20 protein-coding genes are annotated in these 22723 nt (G+C 57.8%); 5 read left to right on the top strand and 15 right to left on the bottom strand.

Features of this window, described 5'->3' with window-relative positions:
- The first annotated feature begins 31 nt into the window (after window positions 1–31).
- From ltaE to FHN83_RS19305, 3 genes are all read left to right on the top strand, one after another.
- The gene (gene ltaE / locus FHN83_RS19315; protein ID WP_139564661.1) at window positions 32–1033 is read left to right on the top strand and encodes a low-specificity L-threonine aldolase; all 1002 of its coding nucleotides are present in this window, start codon (window positions 32–34) and stop codon (window positions 1031–1033) included.
- 9 nt (window positions 1034–1042) lie between these two features.
- Window positions 1043–2479 carry an SDR family oxidoreductase gene (locus FHN83_RS19310; RefSeq protein WP_139564660.1) on the top strand — a complete coding sequence of 479 codons (1437 nt, stop codon included), beginning with the start codon at window positions 1043–1045 and terminating at the stop codon, window positions 2477–2479.
- Between the two features lie 91 nt (window positions 2480–2570).
- Window positions 2571–3584, top strand: a complete 1014-nt coding sequence (locus FHN83_RS19305; RefSeq protein WP_039029519.1) for an NAD-dependent epimerase/dehydratase family protein — start codon at window positions 2571–2573, stop codon at window positions 3582–3584.
- 236 nt (window positions 3585–3820) lie between these two features.
- Here the strand turns inward: FHN83_RS19305 and FHN83_RS19300 are convergent, their stop codons facing one another.
- From FHN83_RS19300 to gspC, 15 genes are all read right to left on the bottom strand, one after another.
- Window positions 3821–5665 (bottom strand): chitinase, encoded by a 1845-nt coding sequence (locus FHN83_RS19300; RefSeq protein ID WP_139564659.1) that lies wholly within the window; start codon window positions 5663–5665, stop codon window positions 3821–3823.
- Between the two features lie 137 nt (window positions 5666–5802).
- On the bottom strand, window positions 5803–6246 hold the full coding sequence (iagB, locus tag FHN83_RS19295) for a type III secretion system invasion protein IagB (RefSeq protein ID WP_139564658.1): 444 nt from the start codon (window positions 6244–6246) through the stop codon (window positions 5803–5805).
- Window positions 6247–6342: 96 nt separating this feature from the next.
- Window positions 6343–9030, bottom strand: coding sequence for a glycosyl hydrolase family 18 protein (locus tag FHN83_RS19290; protein ID WP_139564657.1), 2688 nt, complete (start codon window positions 9028–9030; stop codon window positions 6343–6345).
- Between the two features lie 244 nt (window positions 9031–9274).
- The gene (locus FHN83_RS19285) at window positions 9275–10072 is read right to left on the bottom strand and encodes a prepilin peptidase (protein ID WP_139564656.1); all 798 of its coding nucleotides are present in this window, start codon (window positions 10070–10072) and stop codon (window positions 9275–9277) included.
- Window positions 10069–10554 (bottom strand): type II secretion system protein M, encoded by a 486-nt coding sequence (locus FHN83_RS19280; protein ID WP_139564655.1) that lies wholly within the window; start codon window positions 10552–10554, stop codon window positions 10069–10071. Before FHN83_RS19280 ends, FHN83_RS19285 begins: the two co-directional genes overlap by 4 nt.
- A complete protein-coding gene (gene gspL / locus FHN83_RS19275; protein ID WP_139564654.1) occupies window positions 10551–11696 on the bottom strand; it encodes a type II secretion system protein GspL in 1146 nt (381 codons plus the stop codon). Before gspL ends, FHN83_RS19280 begins: the two co-directional genes overlap by 4 nt.
- A gap of 15 nt (window positions 11697–11711) precedes the next feature.
- Complete coding sequence (gene gspK, locus FHN83_RS19270) at window positions 11712–12725, bottom strand: type II secretion system minor pseudopilin GspK (protein WP_139564653.1); 1014 nt, start codon at window positions 12723–12725, stop codon at window positions 11712–11714.
- The gene (gene gspJ / locus FHN83_RS19265) at window positions 12722–13381 is read right to left on the bottom strand and encodes a type II secretion system minor pseudopilin GspJ (protein WP_139564652.1); all 660 of its coding nucleotides are present in this window, start codon (window positions 13379–13381) and stop codon (window positions 12722–12724) included. Before gspJ ends, gspK begins: the two co-directional genes overlap by 4 nt.
- Window positions 13378–13758: a type II secretion system minor pseudopilin GspI gene (gene gspI, locus FHN83_RS19260; protein ID WP_039029528.1), complete on the bottom strand. Its 381-nt coding sequence runs from the start codon at window positions 13756–13758 to the stop codon at window positions 13378–13380. Before gspI ends, gspJ begins: the two co-directional genes overlap by 4 nt.
- Window positions 13751–14236 carry a type II secretion system minor pseudopilin GspH gene (gene gspH / locus FHN83_RS19255; RefSeq protein WP_139564651.1) on the bottom strand — a complete coding sequence of 162 codons (486 nt, stop codon included), beginning with the start codon at window positions 14234–14236 and terminating at the stop codon, window positions 13751–13753. The genes gspI and gspH overlap by 8 nt, the downstream gene beginning before the upstream one ends.
- Window positions 14236–14679: a type II secretion system major pseudopilin GspG gene (gene gspG / locus FHN83_RS19250; RefSeq protein ID WP_139564650.1), complete on the bottom strand. Its 444-nt coding sequence runs from the start codon at window positions 14677–14679 to the stop codon at window positions 14236–14238. The genes gspH and gspG overlap by 1 nt, the downstream gene beginning before the upstream one ends.
- 2 nt (window positions 14680–14681) lie before the next feature.
- Window positions 14682–15890 (bottom strand): type II secretion system inner membrane protein GspF, encoded by a 1209-nt coding sequence (gspF, locus tag FHN83_RS19245; protein ID WP_139564649.1) that lies wholly within the window; start codon window positions 15888–15890, stop codon window positions 14682–14684.
- Window positions 15890–17368 (bottom strand): type II secretion system ATPase GspE, encoded by a 1479-nt coding sequence (gspE, locus tag FHN83_RS19240; protein WP_139564648.1) that lies wholly within the window; start codon window positions 17366–17368, stop codon window positions 15890–15892. Before gspE ends, gspF begins: the two co-directional genes overlap by 1 nt.
- 11 nt (window positions 17369–17379) lie before the next feature.
- Window positions 17380–19290: a type II secretion system secretin GspD gene (gene gspD, locus FHN83_RS19235; RefSeq protein WP_039029532.1), complete on the bottom strand. Its 1911-nt coding sequence runs from the start codon at window positions 19288–19290 to the stop codon at window positions 17380–17382.
- A gap of 13 nt (window positions 19291–19303) precedes the next feature.
- On the bottom strand, window positions 19304–20035 hold the full coding sequence (gene gspC, locus FHN83_RS19230; protein WP_039029635.1) for a type II secretion system protein GspC: 732 nt from the start codon (window positions 20033–20035) through the stop codon (window positions 19304–19306).
- Window positions 20036–20338: 303 nt separating this feature from the next.
- Here gspC and FHN83_RS19225 point away from each other — a divergent pair, with 303 nt between their 5' ends.
- Window positions 20339–21916, top strand: coding sequence for a peptidoglycan-binding protein (locus tag FHN83_RS19225; protein ID WP_139564647.1), 1578 nt, complete (start codon window positions 20339–20341; stop codon window positions 21914–21916).
- Entirely contained in the window at window positions 21916–22548 is a 633-nt protein-coding gene (locus tag FHN83_RS19220) for a hypothetical protein (RefSeq protein WP_139564646.1), read from the top strand. Before FHN83_RS19225 ends, FHN83_RS19220 begins: the two co-directional genes overlap by 1 nt.
- The last annotated feature ends 175 nt before the right edge of the window (window positions 22549–22723 follow it).

Here is a 22723-nt window from a genome sequence, read left to right as displayed (position 1 = left end):
GGCATCGCCTTTAAAATAATAAGGAAATGCCATGATTGATTTACGCAGTGATACCGTCACCCGACCGAGCCGTGCCATGCTGGAAGAGATGCTGGCCGCGCCGGTCGGGGACGACGTCTACGGCGATGACCCCACCGTTAACGACCTTCAGCGCTATGCCGCAGAGCTGAGCGGCCACGAGGCCGCTCTGTTCCTGCCTACCGGCACCCAGGCCAACCTGGTGGCCCTGCTCAGCCACTGCGAGCGCGGCGAAGAGTATATCGTCGGCCAGGGGGCGCATAACTACCTCTACGAAGCCGGTGGCGCGGCGGTGCTCGGCAGCATTCAGCCGCAGCCGATCGATGCCGCCCCTGACGGCTCCCTGCCGCTGGACAAGGTCGCCGCCAAAATCAAAGCCGACGATATCCACTTCGCCCGCACCAGACTGCTCAGCCTCGAAAACACCCATAACGGCAAAGTGCTGCCGCGTGAGTACCTGAAAGCGGCGTGGGAATTTACCCGCGAGCGCGGGCTGGGGCTGCACGTCGATGGCGCGCGCATCTTTAACGCCGTGGTGGAGTATGGCTGCGAGCTGAAAGAGGTAACGCAATATTGCGACTCGTTCACCATTTGTCTCTCCAAAGGGCTGGGTACGCCGGTGGGCTCTCTGCTGGTGGGCAATGCCGACTACATTAAGCGCGCCAACCGCTGGCGTAAAATGACCGGCGGCGGCATGCGCCAGGCCGGGATCCTCGCCGCAGCGGGTCTGTACGCCCTGAAAAATAACGTCGCCCGCCTGAAGGACGATCACGATAACGCGGCATGGATGGCGACGCAGCTGCGCGAGATCGGCGCTGACGTGATGCGTCACGACACTAACATGCTGTTTATCCGCGTCGGCGATGAACACGCGGCGGCGCTGGGTGAGTTTATGAAGGCGCGCGGCGTGCTGATTAACGCCTCGCCGGTGGTGCGTCTGGTGATGCACCTCGATGTCAACCGCGAGCAGCTGGCAGACGTGGTTGCCCACTGGCAGGCGTTTTTGCAGCGCTAAGGAACTCAGGTGACGCAACGTATTCTGGTCCTGGGTGCCAGCGGGTATATCGGTCAACATCTGGTGACCGCCCTGAGCGCACGCGGGCATCAGGTACGGGCGGCGGCGCGCAGCATTGAGCGCCTGCAGAAGCAAAACCTGCCTGGCGTCACCTGCCATACTATCGACCTCAACTGGCCGCAGACGCTGGCGTCGCTGCTGGAGGGGGTCGATACCCTTTACTATCTGGTCCACAGCATGGGCGAAGGGGGCGATTTTATTGCCCACGAGCGCCAGGTGGCGATGAACGTCCGCGACCTGCTGCTGGAACACCCGGTTAAGCAGATAATCTTCCTCAGTTCGTTGCAGGCCCCGGAACACGAGCAGTCCGACCATCTGCGCGCCCGGCAAGTGACCGCCGACACCCTGCGCAGCGCGGTAATACCGCTCACCGAGCTGCGGGCTGGGATCATCGTCGGCGCGGGATCGGCCGCTTTCGAAGTGATGCGCGATATGGTCTACAACCTGCCGGTGCTGACCCCGCCGCGCTGGGTGCGCTCGCGCACCACGCCGATTGCGCTGGAGAACCTGCTGCACTATCTGGTTGAGCTGCTGGAACATCCGGCATCTGAGCACCGGGTGCTGGAGGCCGCCGGCCCCGAGGTGCTGAGCTACCAGCAGCAGTTTGAGCATTTTATGCGGGTGAGCGGCCGCCGCCGTCCGCTGATCCCCATCCCCTTCCCGACCCGCTGGATCTCGGTGTGGTTTTTAAACGTGATCACTTCCGTACCGCCGACCACTGCCAAAGCCTTAATCCAGGGGCTGAAGCACGATCTGCTGGCGGATGATCGCGAGCTGCGCGCACTGATCCCGCAAACGCTGATCCCTTTTGATGATGCGGTGCGCAACACGCTGAAGGAGGAGGAGAAGCTGGTGAATTCCAGCGACTGGGGCTACGACGCCCAGGCCTTCGCCCGCTGGCGTCCGGAATATGGCTACTACCCGAAACAGGCCGGTTATACGGTGAAAACCTCTGCCAGCCTCAGCGCCCTGTGGCAGGTGGTAAACCAGATCGGCGGGAAAGAGCGCTACTTCTTTGGCAATATCCTCTGGCAGACCCGGGGGATGATGGACCTGCTGGTCGGGCATAAGCTGGCGAAAGGTCGTCCGGCCGCGCCCTGGCTGCAAACCGGCGATACCGTCGACAGCTGGAAGGTGATTATCGTTGAGCCAGAGAAGCAGCTGGCGCTGTTGTTTGGCATGAAAGCCCCCGGCCTCGGGCGGCTCTGTTTTACCCTGAAGGACAAGGGCGACCACCGCGAACTGGACGTGCGTGCCTGGTGGCATCCGCACGGGATGCCGGGTCTGTTCTACTGGCTGCTGATGATCCCGGCCCACCTGTTTATCTTCCGGGGAATGGCGCGGCGCATTGCCGTTCTGGCAGAACAAAACTCAGAAAAAGAGTAATTAAAACTCCGAATCTTTCACGTTTCCCATTGCATACCGCCGTAATTCACGGAAGAATGCGCACGAAATTCTTTCAATACAGTGGATCGATATGAAGGTACTGGTTACCGGCGCCACCAGCGGCTTAGGCCGCAATGCGGTGGAGTTTTTGCGCAATAAAGGCGTCAGCGTCCGGGCCACCGGCCGTAATGAAGCGATGGGTAAATTGCTGCAAAAAATGGGCGCAGAGTTTGTCCATGCCGACCTGACGGAACTGGTCTCTTCCCAGGCAAAAGTGATGCTGGCCGGAATCGATACGCTGTGGCACTGCTCCAGCTTTACCTCGCCGTGGGGAACCCAGGAAGCCTTTGACCTGGCCAACGTGCGCGCTACCCGCCGTCTCGGCGAGTGGGCCGTGGCCTGGGGCGTGCGCAACTTCGTGCATATCTCCTCCCCGTCGCTCTATTTCGACTATCACCACCATCGCGATATCCAGGAAGATTTTCGTCCGGCGCGCTTCGCCTGCGAGTTTGCCCGCAGCAAGGCCGCCAGCGAAGAGGTGATCGATCTGCTGGCGCAGTCCAACCCGCACACCCGCTTTACCATTTTGCGTCCACAGAGCCTGTTTGGCCCCCACGACAAAGTGTTTATCCCGCGCCTGGCGCAGATGATGCACCACTACGGCAGCGTGCTGCTGCCGCGCGGCGGGGATGCGCTGGTGGATATGACCTATTACGACAACGCCATTCATGCCATGTGGCTGGCGAGCCAGAGCGCCTGCGACGGTTTGCCGTCCGGCCGGGCGTACAACATCACCAACGGTGAGCCGCGCTCGCTGCGCAGCATTGTGCAGAAGTTGATTGACGAGCTGAATATTCACTGCCGGATCCGCTCCGTCCCCTACCCGATGCTGGATATTATTGCCCGCAGCATGGAGCGGCTGGGGAATAAAGCCGCCAAAGAGCCTGCGCTGACGCACTACGGGGTGTCGAAGCTGAACTTTGATTTTACCCTCGACACGCAGCGCGCGGAGAGTGAGCTGGGCTATAAGCCGCTGGTGACGCTGGATGAGGGGATTGTGCGTACCGCGGCATGGCTGCGGGATCACGGGAAGTTACATCGTTAATCAATCTGCTGCACGGCGCCGGGGGCGCTTCGCTTGCCCGGCCTACAGGGCCTGGTCTCCTCACTCGGGCGCCGGGGGCGCTTCGCTTGCCCGGCCTACGGGGTCTGGTTCCCTCACTCGCGGTGCCGGGGGCGCTTCGCTTGCCCGGCCTACAAGGCCTGGTTTTGTAGGCCGGGTAAGGCGAAGCCGCCACCCGGCGAAACTAAAACGGCAACCTTTCGGTTGCCGTTGTGCTTTTACAGTGCGGTCCAGGCGTCTGCCCATGCCAGGCCTGCGCCTGGTTCATAGTATGCCGGAGCGCTGTTACACCATCCGCTGTACGGGAACGGCTTGCACTGGAACAGTTTACCGTGGTTGTTCACGATATCGCCTGCGTTGTACTTGCTGTTGGCGCTCCACGCCGCATAAGCGTCGGAACTGCCTTCATCCCCCGCTGGCGTCTGCGCTTTCGCTTTGACGTTCAGCAGATAGGTGGTGGTGTTGCTCAGCTCGCCGTCGTTAACGTCCAGGCTGATCTCATACTGCTGAGCCGTCGCGGACTCTGGCGCAGTGAAAGTGACCACCGCTTTGTCTTCACCGCTTACGGTCTGGCCGTCCTGGGAGCGCCAGGTGTAGGTCAGCTTGTTACCGTCTTCGTCGGTGGAGTTCTCTGCGCTCAGGGAGACCTGCGCACCTGCATCAACTGCCCCAATCGGGCCGGAGATGACCGCTACCGGCGTATGGTTGACGACCGCTGGCGTGTTATCTGCCGGGGTCTCATCTGCCGGGGTGTTATCCGCTGGCGTGTTGTCTGCCGGAGTATTGTCAGCCGGGGTGTTGTCCGCTGGCGTATCATCGCCCGGCGTTACCGGAGTGCCGTCGTCATTAACGATATTGACGTTAAAGAACTTCTGCACGCATTTGGTGTAGTCGCCGTCTTTAAATGCGCTGAATGGCGTCTGATAACCCACCAGCTGGCAGGAGTAGGTCTTACCGCTCGGCGTATCCGCGCTCCATCCCCAGTCCTGTTCCCAGTACACTTTAAGTGCGCCCGCGCCGCCTTCATCGAACTGCTTCATGTTGGCACAGCCCAGCACTTCGTTTTCCGCCACCGGAACCTTCAGGTAGTTGGCGAACTCTTTGTAGTACTTGATACGGTTCTGAGACTGGGCAATTTCAGTCGGACCGCCGCACTCTACGCCGCCGTTGATGATCTGGGTGGTCACGCCGAAGCCCGGCACCAGGCCGTTAGCTTTATCGCGATCGTTAGGCTGCCAGGTACCGTCGATAACCTGCAGCATGCTCGGTTTCGGCGGCTGCGGGTAGGCGAAGAAGAAGATGGCGCTCGCCAGGTTCAGCCAGGTGTCGGCCACCAGCTCCGGCTTGTCCAGCAGCGTGCGGACATCACCAAACATCGCTTCCGAGAACGGACCGTAGTTGTAGTTGTAGGAGAGCTGTTTTGCACCGCGGCCAAAGTAGCTCAGGAAATCGCCGTCTTTGTCTTTGCCGCACGGCCAGGTCTGGCCCTGCCACACGCTTGGGTTACATTCGCCGTTATAGCCGCCCTTCTGGCCTTCGCTCCAGCCCATCTCGCGGACGTAAACCAGCGCCTGGCGCCATTCAGCTTCAGGACGCCAGGACTCATGCCCGCCGGTCTCCTGCGCGAAGTGGGCAAACATGGTTGCCAGCTCTTTGCGGCAAATGGCCAGGCTGTCGCGACCATCGGTGTAGTTGTCACACAGTGCCGGGAATTTACCTACCGCCTTCAGGAAGTTGCTGTAGCTGTAATCTTTGGCGCGCAGCGGGAAGAGATACTCCCAGTCGCTCTCCTTCAGAATGCTTTCAACACGCTTCACGTTATCCGGGTTGGTCGCTTTACCCGGCTCAATCAGCTCCACCTGGGCGTTATCCAGAGTACGGATAGTCGCCTTGACCGACTTCATCAGCGGGAAATCCGTTAACGCCTTTTCCTTTTTGGCCAGGTCGCTGGCTTTCATGGTATAGGGTTCGCTGCTTTTCGCTTTGAGCATGGTTGCCTGCGCCATGACAGGTGCCACGCACGCGCCCGCGACCAGAATGCTCAGTAATGTCCTTTTATTCATTTACGTTGTTCCTGTTAAAAACGATAATAACCAGTACGGTCTCGATTTATGTATTAATCCATTAATAAATAAATCCGGGACGGCAACATTTTTTGTGAAGAACACCTGTCAGATATTCTTCAAAAAAAGCAGCCTGATTAATGGAACTGCGACATCCTTTTTATTCTTTGGTATTTAGCCCAGACCTTTCTGGCGTATATTCTGCGCTGGGGGAAATTTTCGGGTTTCAGCCCGGCGTTATAAGCCCCTACCGCTTCCCAGTTATAGCCGTAGACTTTAATCATGTCGGAGAGAATGGATGCACCGACCATAATAGAGGTGCAGGGCTCAGCCATTAACCGGTACTCATCAATGCCTTTTCTTTCCAGCTCTGAAAAATGCGAACTGTTTATTTGCATCAACCCAACATCACGTGAACCATCATGGTTATAACCGACCGCATTGGGATTTAATCCGGACTCTACGTCCGCAATGGCAAATAATAACCAGGGGTCGACATGGTAATATTGCCCGGCAGAATTCCAGCAGTTGGCTAATGCGCCCTGGCTGATTAATAACAACAGAAAAATAAAACGTTTCATTTCCTCAACCGCCTGCCGCTGGTGTACTGACCGCCCGGAGAGGCGCGGTCAGTGAGTGCGGACGAGAAGCCCCTCCGCACTCTCAGAGAAGGATGATTATTTGCAGTCTGTTGCTGCGCCTTCTTTCACCCACACATCGCTGTTGGCCGGGTTGTCACCACGGGTCCACCACTTGGCACGGTATACGGAACCCTGATAAGTCGTGGTGTCGCCACCGTTGTAAACCACATCAGATTTCCAGCCGAATTTCACCTGGCTGACCAGTTCCCATGCATCCACACCGAAGCCAGGCTGGTTGCCCTGCGTCCAGTACTTCGCTTTCCAGACCAGGTTGTCGAAGCTGACGGTGTCGCCACTGTTATAGACCTTGCTGCTGCTCCACGCGGCATATTTGCTGGCGTTGGCATCAACAGGGTTATCGCAGCTACCTGCCGCGCCTTCGTCAGACGGCGTGGTGTCTTCATCGGCTGGCGGCGTTACGTCGTCTGCCGGTGGGGTTACGTCATCCGCTGGATCGGCGGCTTTCGGCGTAACGTTAACCTGTACGCTTGAGTGCACGCTGTCTTTACCGTCACCCACCATCACGCTCAGGGTGTAGCTGGTTTCAGAGGTCACTTCTGGCGCGGTGATGCGGACGCTGTCGGTGTTAGCACCGGTCGCGTTCAGCTCTGCCGGTACGCTCCAGCTGTAGGTCAGTGCATCGCCATCCGGATCGGATGCCTGAGCGTGCAGGGACTGAGTCTGGCCCGCTTCCAGGGTAACGTCCTGCATTGGGTTAACCACAGGTACCTGGTTCGCTTTTGGCGCTTTGTTCACAACCTGGACATTCGCGGTGCTGAACAGGCCTTTAGCGTCGGTAACGGTCAGGCGGAAGGCCAGAGTCTGGTCGCTGGTCACAGCCGGCACGCTAAAGGAGGCTTTAGCGGAGGTGCTGTTCGCAATATTGACCGTGGTACCGGCAATCTGCGTCCACTTGTAGGTCAGCGCATCGCCGTCCTGGTCAGAAGAAGCAGAGCCATCCAGGGTCACGGTAACCGGGCCGGTGACGGTCTGGTCAGCGGCGGTAGCAACCGGCGCATGGTTGGTGTCCGCTGGCTCATCAGAGGAGGAGCCGCCCAGCAGGCTTTCGTTCATGGCGTTCAGGATGTCGCCGTTATCGGATTCGATAGACCATGCGAACAGACCGCCGAGGTTTTTGTTCAGAACGTACTTGCCTTTGGCTTCAACGGAACGGGCATCGTCATAGCTCAGCAGCTCGCCGGTCGCCTTGTTGAAGAGGTATGGCGCTTCTGCCGCGGTGTCGTATTTGTACTCCCAGCCTGGCTTGCCTTTCATCTGGTTGGCAATCACGCGATAGTCAACGATCCCGGCTTCCCAGGTGCCAGGGATTTTACCTGTGGCAGTACCGGTAAACGGATTGTCGCCGGTGTAGCCATGGACGCCGGTCCAGCCGCGACCGTACATCGCCGCACCCACCACGATTTTGCCCGGCTGTACGTTCTGGTCGAGCATCGCTTTCACCGCGTTATCGGTGGTGTAGTTGGTGTCCGGTTTCCAGGAAGCACCGTACAGCGCAGTCTGGTGACCCAGATCGGTGTTGCTCCACCCGCCGTAGAAGTCATAGCTCATCAGGAAGATGTGGTCGATATACTGCTGGGCCGTGGTGTAATCGACATCTTCGATCTTATCTTTACCGGCACCGATAGCGGTGGTCAGTTCGTAGGTACGGCCCGTTTCGGCTGACAGCTCGTTCAGCATGGCGCGCAGATCGTGCATCAGCGCAGTATAAGTCGCCTTATCTTTCTGCGGATCGCCGAGATTAGCGTTTTCACCGCCGCCGCCCGGGAATTCCCAGTCGATATCCACACCGTCAAACACTTTCCAGGTTTTCAGGAACTCTTTCACTGAGCCGACGAAGCGGTCGCGCAGCACTTTGTTGTCCATCTGGAAGAACGGGTCGGAGAGGGTCCAGCCGCCAACGGAAGGCAGAACCTTCAGGTTCGGGTTGGCTTTTTTCATTGCCATCAGCTGGCCGTAGTTGCCTTTGTACGGCTCGTCCCAGCCGGTCACGCCCTGCTGAGGTTTTTGCAGAGCCGCCCACGGGTCATGAATGGCCACGGTGTAATCCTGACGGCCAGCACAGGCGCGTTTCAGGGATTCCAGCGCGCCGGAGGATTTGGCGCTGTCGTTGATGCCATCGCCACCGCAAATTGGAATGAAGCCATAGAGGATGTGGTTCAGGTTGGCAACCGGGATTTTATCGACGGTGAAGTTACGGTCGTACACGCCCCACTCAGGGAAATAGGCCGCAACCACTTTATCAGTGTGTTTGGCGAACGCTTTGTTGTTCTCGTGAAGGGTAGTGGTTAACGGCTGCAGGTGGCTACCGTCAGTATCCGCCACGATGATCAGTTTGCTGGCGCTGGTGTTGCAGCCGCTGCTGTTACATACCTGAACCTGCTCCTGATAACGGCCGCCTTTCTTGACTTTAAAAGTTGCGGAGCCAGAGGTGCTGCTCGCACCAGACCAGACTTCCTGGCCGTCCAGCAGTACTTTCGCTGAGGTTGGCGCATCGCCGCTCCAGACGTTCCACTCAACCTTAACATCGGCACCGTCGTGAACTTTTACCAGGTTATTATAATCCTGAGCGGATTGATCCACTTCAATAATGGAAAATTTATCATTTCCACTGGTCAACGACGGCACACCTGGAATTGCTGCAAATACAGGGCTGGCTGCCGCCGCAACAAAAAGTGCCAGGTATTTAGGCTTCAAAAATTTCATTCTCATTTCCCGATAACTTATTTGTGAACGTAAAAGTCATGTCTTCCGTAAACATGAAATAAAACCAGCATGGATTGTAAAAAGCTTAAATACATCGCCACTTGTAATGTTTTTAAGTTTCTTTGTAATCTCGAAAGAAATTAGCAATGCATGCAGTTCATAGCGTAAATGGTATTCGCAAAAAAATGATGATTCACGCGATTACCTTGTCGAAAAAATTTCAAAAAAGAATTGACAGGATTACTCAGGCAATGAGCGAGAAAATTTGCAGAATAAAGGTAATAAGACCCGCAAAGGCCAGCGCGGGACCAAAGGGAATTTGCGCGGTTTTATTGCCGGATTTAATAAAAATGAAATACCCCATCAGCCCCGTTAACGACGCCAGCAATATCACCGTGGGCAGCGCCTGCCAGCCGCACCAGGCACCCAGCGCCGCCAGCAGCTTAAAATCTCCGTAGCCAAGACCTTCGCGGCCGGTCGTCAGGCGAAACGCCCAGTAAAGTAGCCAGAGCGAGAGATAGCCCACCATCGCGCCTGTGATAGCATCGCGAAGGGGCAGCGTCGGGTGAACAAGGTGAACCAGCAGCCCGGCCCACAGCAGGGGCTGGGTCAGGCAGTCCGGCAGCAGCATGTGCCGCCCGTCAATGATGGCCAGCGGCAGCAAAAAGGCGCTTAACAGCCAGAGTGAAAACAGCGCCGGGATATCCGGAATACACCAGGCGGTGGCGCCAAAAAACAGAAAGGAAAAGAGTTCAAGTAACCATAAGCGCAGCGGGATAGCGCTGGCGCAGTGGTGGCAGCGCCCACGCAGCGCCAGCCAGCTTACAAGGGGGATATTCTCCCACCAGGCTAAATCGTGCTGGCACGCCGGGCAGTGCGAGGCCGGAAAAAGTAAGTTAATCCGCGTCTCATCATCGAGCAGCATCGGCGGAATACGCTCTGCCACTACCCCAAGAAAGCTGCCGATAATCGCGCCGAACACGGCGCTCATCAGGCTGAAAAGCGCCGGGCTGCTCTCCCGGAACAGGGCAAAGGCGATCATGAGGCTTTTTTCCAGCTAAGCTGGATCTCCGCTTTAACGTCACGCTGGTGGTCGACAGGCGTCAGCTTCATTTTCTCCAGCCGGATACCCGCGGCGGCATTAATTTCACGCAGCCAGTTTTTCAGCTCATTAATATCCACCCGGGGTACAACAAATGATAATCCCTGCCCTTCCTGGCGCACGTCATTTAACGGCAGCTTAATTTCCTGCGCGCTGTTTTCTACCACGCTGCGCGGATTATCGGTTTTTAATTGCTGCACCTGGAGGTGATTTTTATCTATTTCGCTGCGCATCCAGGTCAGGGTTTCTGTCTGGCGCTTTAACGTTGCCTGGCTATTTTTAATCATATTATCCAGCGGCACCATGCCGCCGTAATAGACGACGGCACAACACAGCGCCGCGGCGCCGAATTTAATCAACTGCTTTTCACGGGCAGAATAATTTTGATACCGCGCTTTGAATTGAGCGACACGTGCTTTCATTTATGTTTCCCCGTGATCATGGCGGTAAAGGGCGCTGCCGTTGAAACCGGCTGGAGCGAGAAATCAAAATCCGCACTGGTCTGTGAAATAAACGCCTGTAGCGAGGCGCTGTCCTGGCTGCTGGTGCTGAGCGTCCAGCTGTTTTGCGCGCTGTCATAATCCAGCAGGTTCACTTCCATACCCGGCACGCGCTGTTTCGCCGTATTCAGGTCGTCCATCTGCAGGAAGACGCCTTTACTGACCTTCTTCAGGTTCTGACCAAAGTGATACTTAATATTGGTTTGCTGACGCAGGCTGGGGAAATGGTACTGATAGACCGTGGCGATCTCCTGCTGGAGATGGTTTTCCTGCTGCACCAGCATCAGGGCCATCGCCAGTCTCGGCCCCAGCAGCAGCCCGACGCTGAGCAGCGCCAGCGCCACCATCGCCCCTTTCAACCCTTTGGGCGTGCCGTTCCGGGCACCATTGGGGCTAAACTCGCCGTGCAGCACGTTGGCCCGACAGCCCTGCCACTGGGGCTGGATCAGCGCAAGCGGATGCTGCCAGGGCAGGGTTTCATCCACCGCGACGCTGGCAGGGGCGTCGCCATAACAGCGCACCTCCCCGCCCGCGGTTTTCTGCAACAGCAGCGGCAGCAGCGCGGCGTCGGCTTCGCACGCCTCCCCGGTGGCAAAGCGCAGCCAGTAGCTATCTTCCAGCGACACCAGGCTGGTTCCCCCGTCCGCAACCGGCAGCAGCCAGGCGTCAGGCAGCGCCTGGACCACCTTCAGCCCGGCCTGCTCAAAGCAGGCGAGCCAGCCGCGCAGGCGCCGGGCATCGATGGCAACGGCGTCCACTTCACACCCTTTTTTGCTTAACACCGTCCAGTGCAGGTCGTCGACGTCACCGATCAGCGTCTCTTCCGCCATCCACGAAAACGGCGTCGCCTGGGAGCCGAGTCCTTTCTTTGGCAGGGAGAAGTGGCGGAAGATCGTCTCGCTGGCGGGCAGCAGCAGACAGACGCGCGAGGCCAGGGGATGGTCTGCGAGGGTCGCCAGCGCTGCCATGCCGCTGAGCGTATTCACCTGCTGGCTTCCGGATTCGCACCACGCAATCGTCCCGTCCTCACGGCTATCGGGACGAATAAAAAGTATCTTTTTCATCGGTATCGGCTTTTGTTATTCAATCATTCGGTAACGACGCTGCCACGTGACGATCTCGCCCGCTTCAGTGTTGACCTGAAGCTGGCTGACCACGCGCAGCGTTAAATCGTCGGTGTTGCCGGTGTAGTTGACCCGGAAGTAGCGACTGTTAACGGCCACCCGTTCGGCAACCTGAGTTAAATCATCCTTCAGCTGCGGGAAGTTTTGCTCCAGCGCCTTGCTGAAGGCCTCCATGTTTTCCCACCCCGCCTCCGGGCGTGCGGCGAGCAGCCGGGTAGCGTCATCCTCCGTCAGTTTTCCCGCAAACAGCGCCGCCAGCAGCTTTGCCTGCTCCGGCTTGAGGGTGTTGACGTTAATTTTGCTGCTGGCGTCCGGCAGGGCACACAGCAGCGCGCTGACTTTGGTATAGGCCGCCGCCGGGAATGCCGGCAGCAGCCTGATTTCACTGATGTTGCGCATCATCTGGTTGGCCGGTAGGCGCGCGGGCTGAACGCCAGCCCAGGCGTCGGTCTCCTGTGCCTCTTTCGCCGTGACGCTGTCGCCATCCAGATAGTCCACCAGCTGCTGATAAACCTGCTCCGCGGTGGTCTGATCCAGTCCGGCGTCGGCCAGCAGCTGCTCGACCGTCAGCTGTTCAGACGATTTCTCCGGCAAGGGTGACGCAGCCTGCTCTTTCGCCATCTTCTCCTCGGTAAGCAGGTTATTGACGTTAAAGCAGTCCTGGGCATCCTCAACCTGGCTCACCACCGTGTAAAACTCCCCCTGTGTCTCAAGGGGCTGATGCCATTCGCCGTCCGGCTCCAGAGGATTCTCGCCGCTGGCGGCGGTCTGCAACCGCTCTTTCACCGCCTGCTCCTGGCGCTGAATTGCCCAGCGCAGCTGCTGCTGACTCACCTGATAGTGAGTTTTCTGCAGATTACGGCTGAACTGCTGGCTGATTTTCGATGCCAGCGCCGACATCAGCACCAGCAGGATCAGCACCACCAGCAGGGCGACGCCCCGCTGCTTTTTCAGCGTGTTTTGACTCATGGCTGGCTCCCCGGCGCGGGTTCTGCGGCCTGCTCCTGCGCGGCCTCGGGCGGTGCGCCTTCTGGTTTCTCTGCTTCTTTTACGGCGACCTGCGGCTGCGGCATGTCGCCCGGGGTGGTAAAGACCCAGCGCCAGGTATCACCGCTCTCCATGGTCAGCGTCAGCTCAACGCCATCCGGCTGATGCGCGCTTTCACTCCAGCGCTTTTGCCATGATTCGCTGAAAAACCTCCACTGGACGGATTTCACCTCTGCGACAATCGGCACCTCTTCCGGTTTGACGCCCGCCGGGCTGTCTATCGTCGGCCAGACGTCACGCCACAGCCGGTGATCTTCAAAGCGCCAGCGCACCCGCTCTAACTGAACGTTGCCGCTGACGCCGTTGAGGGTGGTCAGCTCAATCGCGTTATCGTCCTGGCGAAATACCTCGGGTTCATTGCGCGGTGCCCGGGCCTGCAGCTGAAAAAAATCACGCTCCAGCAGGCTCCAGGCGCGCTGGATCTGATTGAGCCGGGTCGCGCTGCGATCGGTGGCGTTGCTGGTGCGCATTGCGCCATCGAGGATCTGCCAGGCGAGCGTGCTGATCACCGCAAAAATGGTCAGGGCAATCATGATCTCCAGCAGCGTAAACCCGCGCTGATTCTGCCGTTTTTTCACTTTTCCTCTCCCGGCGGCAGAACCCGCATCGCCACAACCGGCTGGCTCTCATCCCCTTCGGCATAGACCAGGATCTCATCTGCCCAGCGCTTATCGGCGGTTTTAACCCGCTGCATGTGCCAGGTCCAGTTGCGCCCGCCCATCAGTTCGGTCCCCTTCTGCTCTGCATCGGGAAACTCGCTTTTGGTGAGCTGCGCTTCGGCGAGCTGATTCTCGGCGACCCAGCTGGCCTGTAGGGTATCGGCAAGACCGTGAGTAAAACGCACGTTCAGGGAGACCGAGTTCATGAGCGCCAGCGCTGCGGTGGAGAAGATCACCAGGGCGACCATCACCTCCAGCAGCGTCATGCCGCGCTGCGATGCATCAGGTTTAGCCATCGTTTTCTACCGTAACCGGTGGCGCGCCCTGGGACACCACCCGGAAGTGGTGCTCTTTATCGGCGCTCTGTAACGTCAGGGTGAAACGGCTCATCTCGCCGTCCGGTAAAAAGACGATCTGCGGTTCGGCATCAGGGGTCGCGGCCAGGCGCTGCGGGGTGAGCGAAACGTGCATCTCCTCAGGGAAATCGCCCCCGGTGTTGATACGTCGTTGCGCCAGCGGAACCCAGCGGTGTTCGCCGTTTTTTTCTTCCAGCGTCATCAGCTGATATTTATCCGTCGTAATGACCAGCCCCAGGATATTTCCGTCCATTACCGCGCGATCGGAACCATATTCAACAACGGCTTTTAATTGCTGGCCAAATATATCCGCACCGCTGCGCGACGGTATTGTGGAAACCACCATCATGGCGCAACTGGCAAATATCACCAGCGCGAGAATAATTTCCAGCAGGGTAAAGCCGCGTTGCCTGTTCATTATTTTTTATCAAATGACCAGTTGGTAATATCGTCTGCGGTATTGGCTTCGCCATCCGGCCCTGCGGAAAATACATCGATGGCGCCATGCTCGCCCGGGCTCACCAGAATATAATCGCTGCCCCAGGGATCCTGCGGCAGACGGCGAATATAGCCATCGGCGCGGTAGCCGTTCGGGATTGGCGCGATTTCAGGTTTGGTGACCAGCGCCTGCAGGCCCTGTTCCGTGGTGGGATAACGGTGGTTATCCAGCTTGTACATATCCAGCGAACCTTCCAGGGCGACAATATCGCTGGTGGCTTTCTGGGTATCGGCTTTCTCTTTATTCCCCATTAAATTGGGTACCACCATACTGGCCAGCACGCCGAGAATAACAATCACCACCATTAATTCGAGCAAAGTAAAGCCCGCCTGGCGAGCCAGGTTTTTTCGTTTCATGGACATAATTAACCTACCATATTATTAAGTTGCAGAAGCGGTTGTAATATTGACATCACAATAAACAGAACAATGGTCGCCATTGAGACCACCAGCGCCGGTTCGAATACCGACAGCGTTAAGGTAATTCGATGCTGTAATGCGGACTCCTGGTTTTCAGCTGCCCTGTCCATCAGGTTGCCCAGCTCGCCGCTCTCTTCGCCAGAGGCGATCATGTACAGCATGGTGGGCGGGAATAATTTCGCCTGCTCCAGCGCGGCATATAACGATGCCCCCTGACGCACGGTGTCCGCCGCCTGCTCAAGCACCTGACGGGCATGGAGGTTTTCAATCCCGTCCATGGCGATATACATCCCCTCCAGCAGCGGCACGCTGCTGGCCTGCAGGATGCTCAGGGTGCGGATGTAGCGCGCGCTGTTGATGGCGCACACCAGTTTTTTGATTGGCGAGGCGTTAACCAGCCAGCGGTGCCAGAGAAAGCGATTTTTCGCGTTCTTCAGCCAGCTTTTAAAGCCGATAAATCCGGCGACAAGCCCGCCGCCAATGTAGATGCCGTACGCCTGCAGAAAATCACTCACCGCGATCAGCGTGCGGGTGGTGATCGGCAGCTGCTGTTTCATATGGGTAAACTGCTCGATCACCTGCGGTACCACCGCCACCAGCAGGATGCAGATCACCGCCACCGCCACCACCGTCAGGGTGATGGGGTAGACCATCGCCTGGCTGAGCTTGCTTTTCATCTTCTGGCGCTGCTCGTTGTACTCCGCCAGTTTTTCCAGCACGTCGCCGAGATGACCGGTTTTCTCCCCGGCCATCACCAGCGTGCAGTAGAGTTTGTCGAAGGTGCGCGGAAACTGGCTGAAGGCGTCGAACAGCGTATGCCCTTCCACCACTTTGTCGCGGATCTCGCTCACCATCGCCGCCAGCTTTTTATCTTCCGACTGCTTCGCAATCGCCTTCAGGGCGCTCTCCAGCGGCAGGGCGGCGTTCACCAGCGTCGCCAGCTGGCGGGTAAACATCGACAGCACCGGGGTGGAGAGTTTGATCCCCTTCTGCGCGCTCCCGGCAGTGGAGGGCTCCCGGGTCGGTGTGATGCTCACCGGCATCAGCTTTTGCTCGCGCAAGGTCTGGCGAACCTGCTTTGGCCCCTCGGCCTGCAGGGTGCCGCGCTGGGTTTTTCCCGCCGCACTGGTGGCCGTCCACGCATACCACGCCATTATTCATCTCCCCCGCGCTCGGCGGTGATGCGCATCACCTCTTCCAGCGAGGTGACGCCGGAGATAACCTTCAGCAGGCCGTTTTCGCGCAGGCTGTAGGCCTGTCTGAACAGCTCGGTCTCGATGGCCATTTCATCTTTATCTTCATGAATCGCCCGGCGCATGGTGCTGTCTACCACCAGGAACTCGTGGATCCCGGCCCGACCCTGATACCCGCTCTGGCGGCAGTGCTCGCAGCCCACGGCGCGGTAAATGGCTTTTGGCGGCGCGTCCATAAAGCTGAACAGCGCTTTCTCATTGGCGTCCAGCGGACTGGTGGTCCGGCAGTGCACGCACAGCCGACGCACCAGACGCTGGGCAATGACACCGAGCAACGATGAACCGATCAAAAATGACTCCAGCCCCATGTCGCGCAGACGGGTAATGGCCCCTGCGGCGCTGTTGGTGTGCAGCGTGGACATCACCAGGTGGCCGGTGAGCGAGGCCTGCACCGCAATTTGCGCGGTTTCGCCGTCACGGATTTCACCGATCATCACCACGTCCGGGTCCTGGCGCAGGATCGCGCGCAGCCCGCGGGCAAAGGTCATGTCCACGCGCGGGTTGACCTGGGTCTGCCCCACCCCTTCCAGCTCATATTCGATCGGATCTTCAACGGTGAGGATATTGCGCTCATGCCCGTTCAGCGCCGACAGAATGGCGTACAGGGTGGTACTTTTCCCGGAACCGGTCGGGCCGGTGACCAGGATAATGCCGTGCGGACGGCCAATCAGTCCCTTCAGCTGCTGTAGCTCTTCGTCTATCAGCCCCAGCTTGTTAATGTCCGGCTTAAGATTACTTTTATCGAGCAGACGCATCACCACCCGCTCGCCGTACTGCGAGGGAATCGTGGAGACACGCACGTCGATGGCTTTACGCCCGATACGCAGCGAAATACGCCCATCCTGCGGCAGGCGTTTTTCGGCGATATCGAGCTTCGACATCACCTTGATGCGCGACACCAGCAGCGGCGCGAGTTTACGCGCCGGTTGCAGCACCGGGCGCAGCACGCCGTCGACGCGAAAACGGATGCTCAGCGTGCGCTCGAAGGTTTCGATATGAATATCCGACGCGCCCTCTTTTACCGCCTCGCCCAGAATGGCGTTGATCAGGCGGATCACCGGCGAGTTTTCGTCGTTATCCAGCAGATCCTCGTTGTCGGGGATCTCCTCGGTGAGCGCCATCAGATCGATATCGGCGTCCATATCATCCACCAGCTGCTGGGAGACGCCGCTGTTCTGCTGCCAGATTTTGGCCAGCATCTCGTCAAAGGCCTCCGGCGTCAGGATGACCGGCGTAAAGGAGCGTGCCAGCACCCGGCGCATCTCCAGCAGGGCAAACGCCGGGGCATCGTCCCGGACATAGACCTGATCCTGATAAAACAGGACGCCGTTATCCTTGGCAAAGCTGCTGGTGCATAAGGCGTTGCTGAGTTCATCCATCTGCCACCCCCTTACTCTTTAAACGGATTGCGGGTGGCCGCCGTGGTGGCGGAGCCCTTAGACGGGTAGGCCGGCAGCACCGCGTTATCATTATTGGAAATAATGCCCAGCTTTTTCTCTTCCATACGCTGCTGTTGGCGCGCGCGGATCTGGTCATATTTCTCTTTCGACGACGCGCTGTAGCTGTCGTCGTCACGCAGGACGGTGGTATGGATAAAGACCATCAGGTTACGTTTCGACGTATCCTGTGAGGTGTAGCGGAACAGCTGTCCCACCAGCGGGATATCCCCCAGCAGCGGCACTTTCGAGACGTTCTGCTTGGTGACGTTCTCCATTAATCCGCCGAGAACCACCGTCTGCCCGCTGTGCACCATCACTTCGTTGTTGATGGTACGGGTGTTGAAGGTTGGACCGAGGCTGGCGTCTTCCGTCGCGCTGGCGTCAACGCTGGAGACTTCCTGCTCGATCTTCAGATGAATGATGTCGCCATCGTTGATCTGGGGAACGATTTTCAGCTTGGTACCGACCGTTTTACGCTCCACCGAGTTAAAGACGTTATCGCCGCTGGTGGTCTGGGAACCGGACAGCACCGGCACGTCCTGACCGACGTTAAACGACGCCTCTTTGTTATCCAGGGTGACCACGCTCGGGGTGGAGAGAATGTCGTTTTTACCGTCGGTAGCAAGAGCGGTCATAAGCGCGCCAAAGTCACCGTTAAAGAAGCCGGTCGCCAGGCCAGTAAAGCTGGCCCCTTTGATGGCGCCGCTCTTGATCTGGCTGATTGGCATACCGGTGGCGCCAAACTGCACGCCGCCATGTTTGCCGGTCCACTGCACGCCCAGGTCGAGGCCGTTGCCGTCCTGCACTTCGGCAATGATCGCTTCCACCAGCACCTGCGGACGGCGGATATCGAGCTTGTCGATCACTTTTTCCAGCGAGTTCATCACGTTAGGCTGGGCGGTGATCACCAGTGAGTTGGTGGCTTCGTCGGCGGTAATATTCAGATCGCTGTTGGTGCTCGCCGTTTTGCTTTTCGCCGCCGGGGCTTTGTCTTTCAGCTGCTCGCCAATCCCGGTCAGTACCGGCACCACTTTGCTGGCGCTGGCATATTTCAGGTAGAAGACGCGGGTATTGCCTTCGTTGTTCTGCTCGCGATCGAGCTGATTCACCAGCGAGCGGGTGCGCGAGCGGGCATCTTCCGAGCCGCTGATCACCAGGCTGTTGGTCTCGTCATCGGCCACCACTTTCGTCGCCAGCTGCGGCGCGTTCTGGCCTTTCTGCTCTTCGTTGTTGAGGTTATTCAACATGTCGGAGAGCTCTTTGGCCGAGGCATAGCGCAGCGGGACAATTTCGCGACGCTGCATGCCGGAGCGATCCACGCGCTCCACCAGATCCACCAGCCGGTTCACCACCGAGGCTTTACCGGTCAGCAGCAGCACGTTGGAGGGCTCAAAATGGACCACGTTACCAATGCCGGAGGCATCGTTCAGCTGGCGCAGCAGCGGCGCCAGCTCACGCACCGGCACGTTTTCCATCCGCACCACGCGGGTGATGATCTCATCCCCTTTGCCGGGGTGTTTACTGTCCGCCAGCGGTACGCCCGCAGTGCGCGCCACCGTGGAGCGCACCACTTTCACCATGCCGTTATCCATCGGGATCACCGACAGGCCATACAGATCCAGCACGCTCAGGAAGAATTGATAATACTCATCCTCCGTCAGCACGTTATAGGTCTTCACCGAGACGTTGCCCTGAACGGACGGATCGACGAGGATCGTTTTATTCAGGTTACGGCCTACCGTATCGATAAATTCGCGAATATCGGTGTTCTTAAAACTGGCGCTAAAGTTCGCCGCCATCACGGAACTGGAAATAAAAGAGGCGGCTGTCAGCGCAATACATGCCCAGGGAAATTTCTTCATCTCATTACACTTGTTAATTGGTTAAAACATTAACCCGAATATTTTCAAGGTGAGCGTGGCGTCTGACTACGACTTCCGCTTCTCTCATTTTCGACCAGCTGGCGATAATACTTTTCGCCTGCTCCGCGCGCGTCATATCGACGGCGTTCACTTTCACTACCACATCGCCCTTTTCCAGCCCGCTATGGCTAAAAAAGGAGGAGGCATTTTTGGGCTTTATTTGATAGCCCTCGAGCTGACCCTTTTCGATATAAGGCTTCAGCACTAAATAATCGTCGAGATGTAAATTATCGGCCCCGGCATCGATTTTCGGCTTTATTGCCGGAGAGGGATTAATATCGCCTTTAAAATAGTCCGGGCGTTTTAACGCCAGCACCTGCCGGTCGCCTTCGTAATTCACCACCACGTTGTCGCTATTAATCTCTTCTATAAACGCATCGCTGTAGCCCGGCAGCGGGTCGCCTTCGCGCAGGCTCTTCTGTCCGCCAGGCGTTTTGATGACGGCGAAAGAAAGCCACGCCTCGTCGCTGCTGATAATGCCGTCGACCTCAGCCGAAAGGCTCTTTTTCGCCACCTGCTGCGTCACCGCCTGGTTAACCGCAGGCTGGAAAAGAGCAAAGGCCTGCTCTGCCTGCTGCGTACGGGACTGCGCGGACGCGTTATCCGGATCGGAATCAGCCACCTTTTTATACTCTTTAAAAACGACATACCCCTGCTGGCCGCTGAATATCAGCAGGACAAACATCACGCAGGGCGCAATATATCGGGAATAGAACTGCATTTTCATTTTAAAACTGACCTTTTAGTCAATGCAGGGATCAGCAGCCTGGCGCTGCACCTGAAAACCCGGAAATAGTAATAATGATGTGCCTCCCGCTCCATCGGGTTCGCCGTTAACTTTAATAAAGAAAATTATTGACCCAGCAAATAACCGATGTTAGCCAATCAGCACAGGTTATTTTTCTCCTCGGGCAAAATTGACCCCCTTCTCCCCTTCCCTTACTTTCCTGCCTGACATTTGGTCAATGAAATACAACGGTGAAGCGTTATGTTCCTCAGTCATTTTAAATTTACCCGCCACCCCTTCAGGAGCGCAGCCCGCCCCTGCGGCACATTCTTTGCGCCTTATCATCAGGATGTCTTCGGCATGCTGGCAGAGAAATCGACCGTGCCTGGCATTGTGGCGCTGTTTGGCGATGACGAGGAGCTGCTGAACACCTTCACCGCTCACCTGCTGGCGAAAAGCGCCGCCGGGGTGGCGGTTAATGCTTTTCCGAAACTGAACGCGAAGGGCCTGCTGTATAAACTCAGCGCCCAGGCAAAAGATGCCAGCAACAAAATTCACGCCATTGACGGCGTGCTGCGCCAGTGGCAGGAGAAATATCCGTCCTGTAAAAAATCCGGTCTGGTCCTGACTGTCGCGGCGGTTCAGGCGATGCGGGATAACTGCTGGGAAGCGCTGGGCATGCTGCTCTCCCGGGCGCAGGAGTCTGGTCTGTCGTTAACGCTGGTCCTGACCGGTACCCCGGACCAGGAAGCGCGTCTGATGAACCACTCTGGCCTCGCGTCCCGGGTGCATACCCGCCATACCCTGCGCCCGCTTACCTGCCGCGAAGTGCTGAGCTATGTTCAGGCGCAGGCCGAGGAGCACGGGGCCGAAACCTCGCCCTTTATTCCTGCCCGCGTGCGCCGGATGCATGCCCTGACCAAAGGGTCGGTGAGCAAGCTGAACGCGCTGGCACACCTGTCGCTGCTGGCGGCCTGGACCGAGCGCGCCCCTGCGGTGGGTGCCCGTCATTTACGTCTGGCGGCGGGCGAAGTGCTGCCGCGTAAGACGCACGGCAAAACCCTGGCGACGGTTGGCCTGTTCGCCAGCGTGCTCTTTGCCGCCAGCGGCTGGTACTTCTCCTCCGCCATCACGGCAAAACTCCCTGTGCACCTGCCGGTGCCCGTGAGCTGGAAACAGCCTGTCCCTACGCCGAAAGCGCCGGTCGTGCCGACGCTTGAGAAAGAGGTGGTCAATTCACCGGACGCCATGCATCAGCTCTACACCATGTGGGGCTACGATCCTTCCTCAGAAGAGGCGCTCTGCCAGAATGCCGCCCGGGTGAATCTCGCCTGTAAACAGGGGAACGCCGCGCTGACGGCGCTGGAAAAAGAGGGGTATCCGTGGGTGAGCGAGCTGCGAACCGGGGATCACCTCAACTATGCGGTCGTCGCGCGAGTAGGCGCGGATTCCCTTGATCTGCTGATGAACAATCGTACCTGGCAGGTGAAGCGCAGCTGGTTTAACGCCCACGCCACCGGGAATTACACCTTATTGCACCGACTGACGCCGGCAGGACAGGATGAAGTCGGAGCCGCCAGCAGCAGCAAGGATCTGGACTGGATCGATACGCAACTCAGCCAGGCGCTGCATGAGCCTGAAACCCATGCCCAATCCTGGACGCAGGCGCTGGTGAAGCGCACCCGCGAATTCCAGGCGCAGACCCAGCTGAACGTTGACGGCATGCCGGGTGAAGAGACCCTGATGCAGCTGATGCGGGTGAATAACACGACGCCGACGATACTGACGCCGACCGCAGACACCGCGACCCACACCCTGGCGAAAGGAAAAACGCAATAATGTCTACTATTTGCCTCGCTGCACAGCGCAGCTTTAATACCGGCGAGGCGGTATGGTTCTCCTACCGCCTCCCCTCAATCAATAAAATACTGCTCAGAACTCTGGCCTGCCTGTGCTGCCTGGGGGCGATTTTGATCGCCGGGCTGTACGCCCATATTTACTGGAATCTGCGGCATCCGGCACCAGAGCCAAAACCGGTTAATGTCGTGCAGCCGGATACGCAGCTTTCCGATATGCATTATGTGTATGTTTCAAAACCGTTCCCTGAGCCGAAACCTGTACCCGAAAAATATACCGCGCCGCCGATGCCATCAGACGATCCTGACATGGATAAATCTTCAGACTGGCAGCAAGCCCCGGACAGTGATATTTCCAGTGAACCCTTGCCCGATGTCCATGGTGCTGAACAAGAGACAGATTCCGTGTCGTTAAAAGAGCGGTTTATGGAAGCGTTAAAAGAACAGCAGCAGGATATTTCGCAGGGGAAAGTGCCGGATGAACCGGTGGATGAGACGCAATCCGACACAGAGACGGATAATCGGGTGATAAACCAGACGGCAGCGTTAAAAAAGGAATCTATGGTCACTCCCGTTTTTGCAACACCGATTTTGACGATAAATTGGCTTGCTTGAATCTATCCGGCGTCTGAATGGGATTTTATTCCCGCGCCTCGATGAGTTCCGCGCCTGATGAACCTCCAGAAAATATACGGCTTCAATGAGCCTTTCCGTTTTACAGGTTCCTCAACAGGCCGGTGGGCCGTTAGTATCATCAATATCAGTATTCGCAAAACCAGATCAGTGATTC

This window comes from Leclercia adecarboxylata (assembly GCF_006171285.1).
In the GTDB taxonomy this organism is placed as follows: Bacteria; Pseudomonadota; Gammaproteobacteria; order Enterobacterales; family Enterobacteriaceae; genus Enterobacter; species Enterobacter barmai.
Note: the sequence above shows the minus strand (reverse complement) of the source record. Positions and strands in the feature narration are given on the sequence as shown.

Bases quoted from the DNA above. Each gene is read 5' to 3' on its own strand.
- FHN83_RS19280 (WP_139564655.1), bottom strand. From the start codon at position 10,554: ATGAAAGCACGTGTCGCTCAATTCAAAGCGCGGTATCAAAATTATTCT.
- iagB (WP_139564658.1), bottom strand. From the start codon at position 6,246: ATGAAACGTTTTATTTTTCTGTTGTTATTAATCAGCCAGGGCGCATTA.
- FHN83_RS19225 (WP_139564647.1), top strand. From the start codon at position 20,339: ATGTTCCTCAGTCATTTTAAATTTACCCGCCACCCCTTCAGGAGCGCA.
- gspC (WP_039029635.1), bottom strand. From the start codon at position 20,035: ATGTTTGTCCTGCTGATATTCAGCGGCCAGCAGGGGTATGTCGTTTTT.
- FHN83_RS19305 (WP_039029519.1), top strand. From the start codon at position 2,571: ATGAAGGTACTGGTTACCGGCGCCACCAGCGGCTTAGGCCGCAATGCG.
- gspE (WP_139564648.1), bottom strand. From the start codon at position 17,368: ATGGATGAACTCAGCAACGCCTTATGCACCAGCAGCTTTGCCAAGGAT.
- ltaE (WP_139564661.1), top strand. From the start codon at position 32: ATGATTGATTTACGCAGTGATACCGTCACCCGACCGAGCCGTGCCATG.
- FHN83_RS19220 (WP_139564646.1), top strand. From the start codon at position 21,916: ATGTCTACTATTTGCCTCGCTGCACAGCGCAGCTTTAATACCGGCGAG.
- gspG (WP_139564650.1), bottom strand. From the start codon at position 14,679: ATGTCCATGAAACGAAAAAACCTGGCTCGCCAGGCGGGCTTTACTTTG.
- FHN83_RS19290 (WP_139564657.1), bottom strand. From the start codon at position 9,030: ATGAAATTTTTGAAGCCTAAATACCTGGCACTTTTTGTTGCGGCGGCA.
- gspF (WP_139564649.1), bottom strand. From the start codon at position 15,890: ATGGCGTGGTATGCGTGGACGGCCACCAGTGCGGCGGGAAAAACCCAG.
- FHN83_RS19285 (WP_139564656.1), bottom strand. From the start codon at position 10,072: ATGATCGCCTTTGCCCTGTTCCGGGAGAGCAGCCCGGCGCTTTTCAGC.
- gspH (WP_139564651.1), bottom strand. From the start codon at position 14,236: ATGAACAGGCAACGCGGCTTTACCCTGCTGGAAATTATTCTCGCGCTG.
- gspI (WP_039029528.1), bottom strand. From the start codon at position 13,758: ATGGCTAAACCTGATGCATCGCAGCGCGGCATGACGCTGCTGGAGGTG.
- gspL (WP_139564654.1), bottom strand. From the start codon at position 11,696: ATGAAAAAGATACTTTTTATTCGTCCCGATAGCCGTGAGGACGGGACG.
- FHN83_RS19300 (WP_139564659.1), bottom strand. From the start codon at position 5,665: ATGAATAAAAGGACATTACTGAGCATTCTGGTCGCGGGCGCGTGCGTG.
- gspK (WP_139564653.1), bottom strand. From the start codon at position 12,725: ATGAGTCAAAACACGCTGAAAAAGCAGCGGGGCGTCGCCCTGCTGGTG.
- gspD (WP_039029532.1), bottom strand. From the start codon at position 19,290: ATGAAGAAATTTCCCTGGGCATGTATTGCGCTGACAGCCGCCTCTTTT.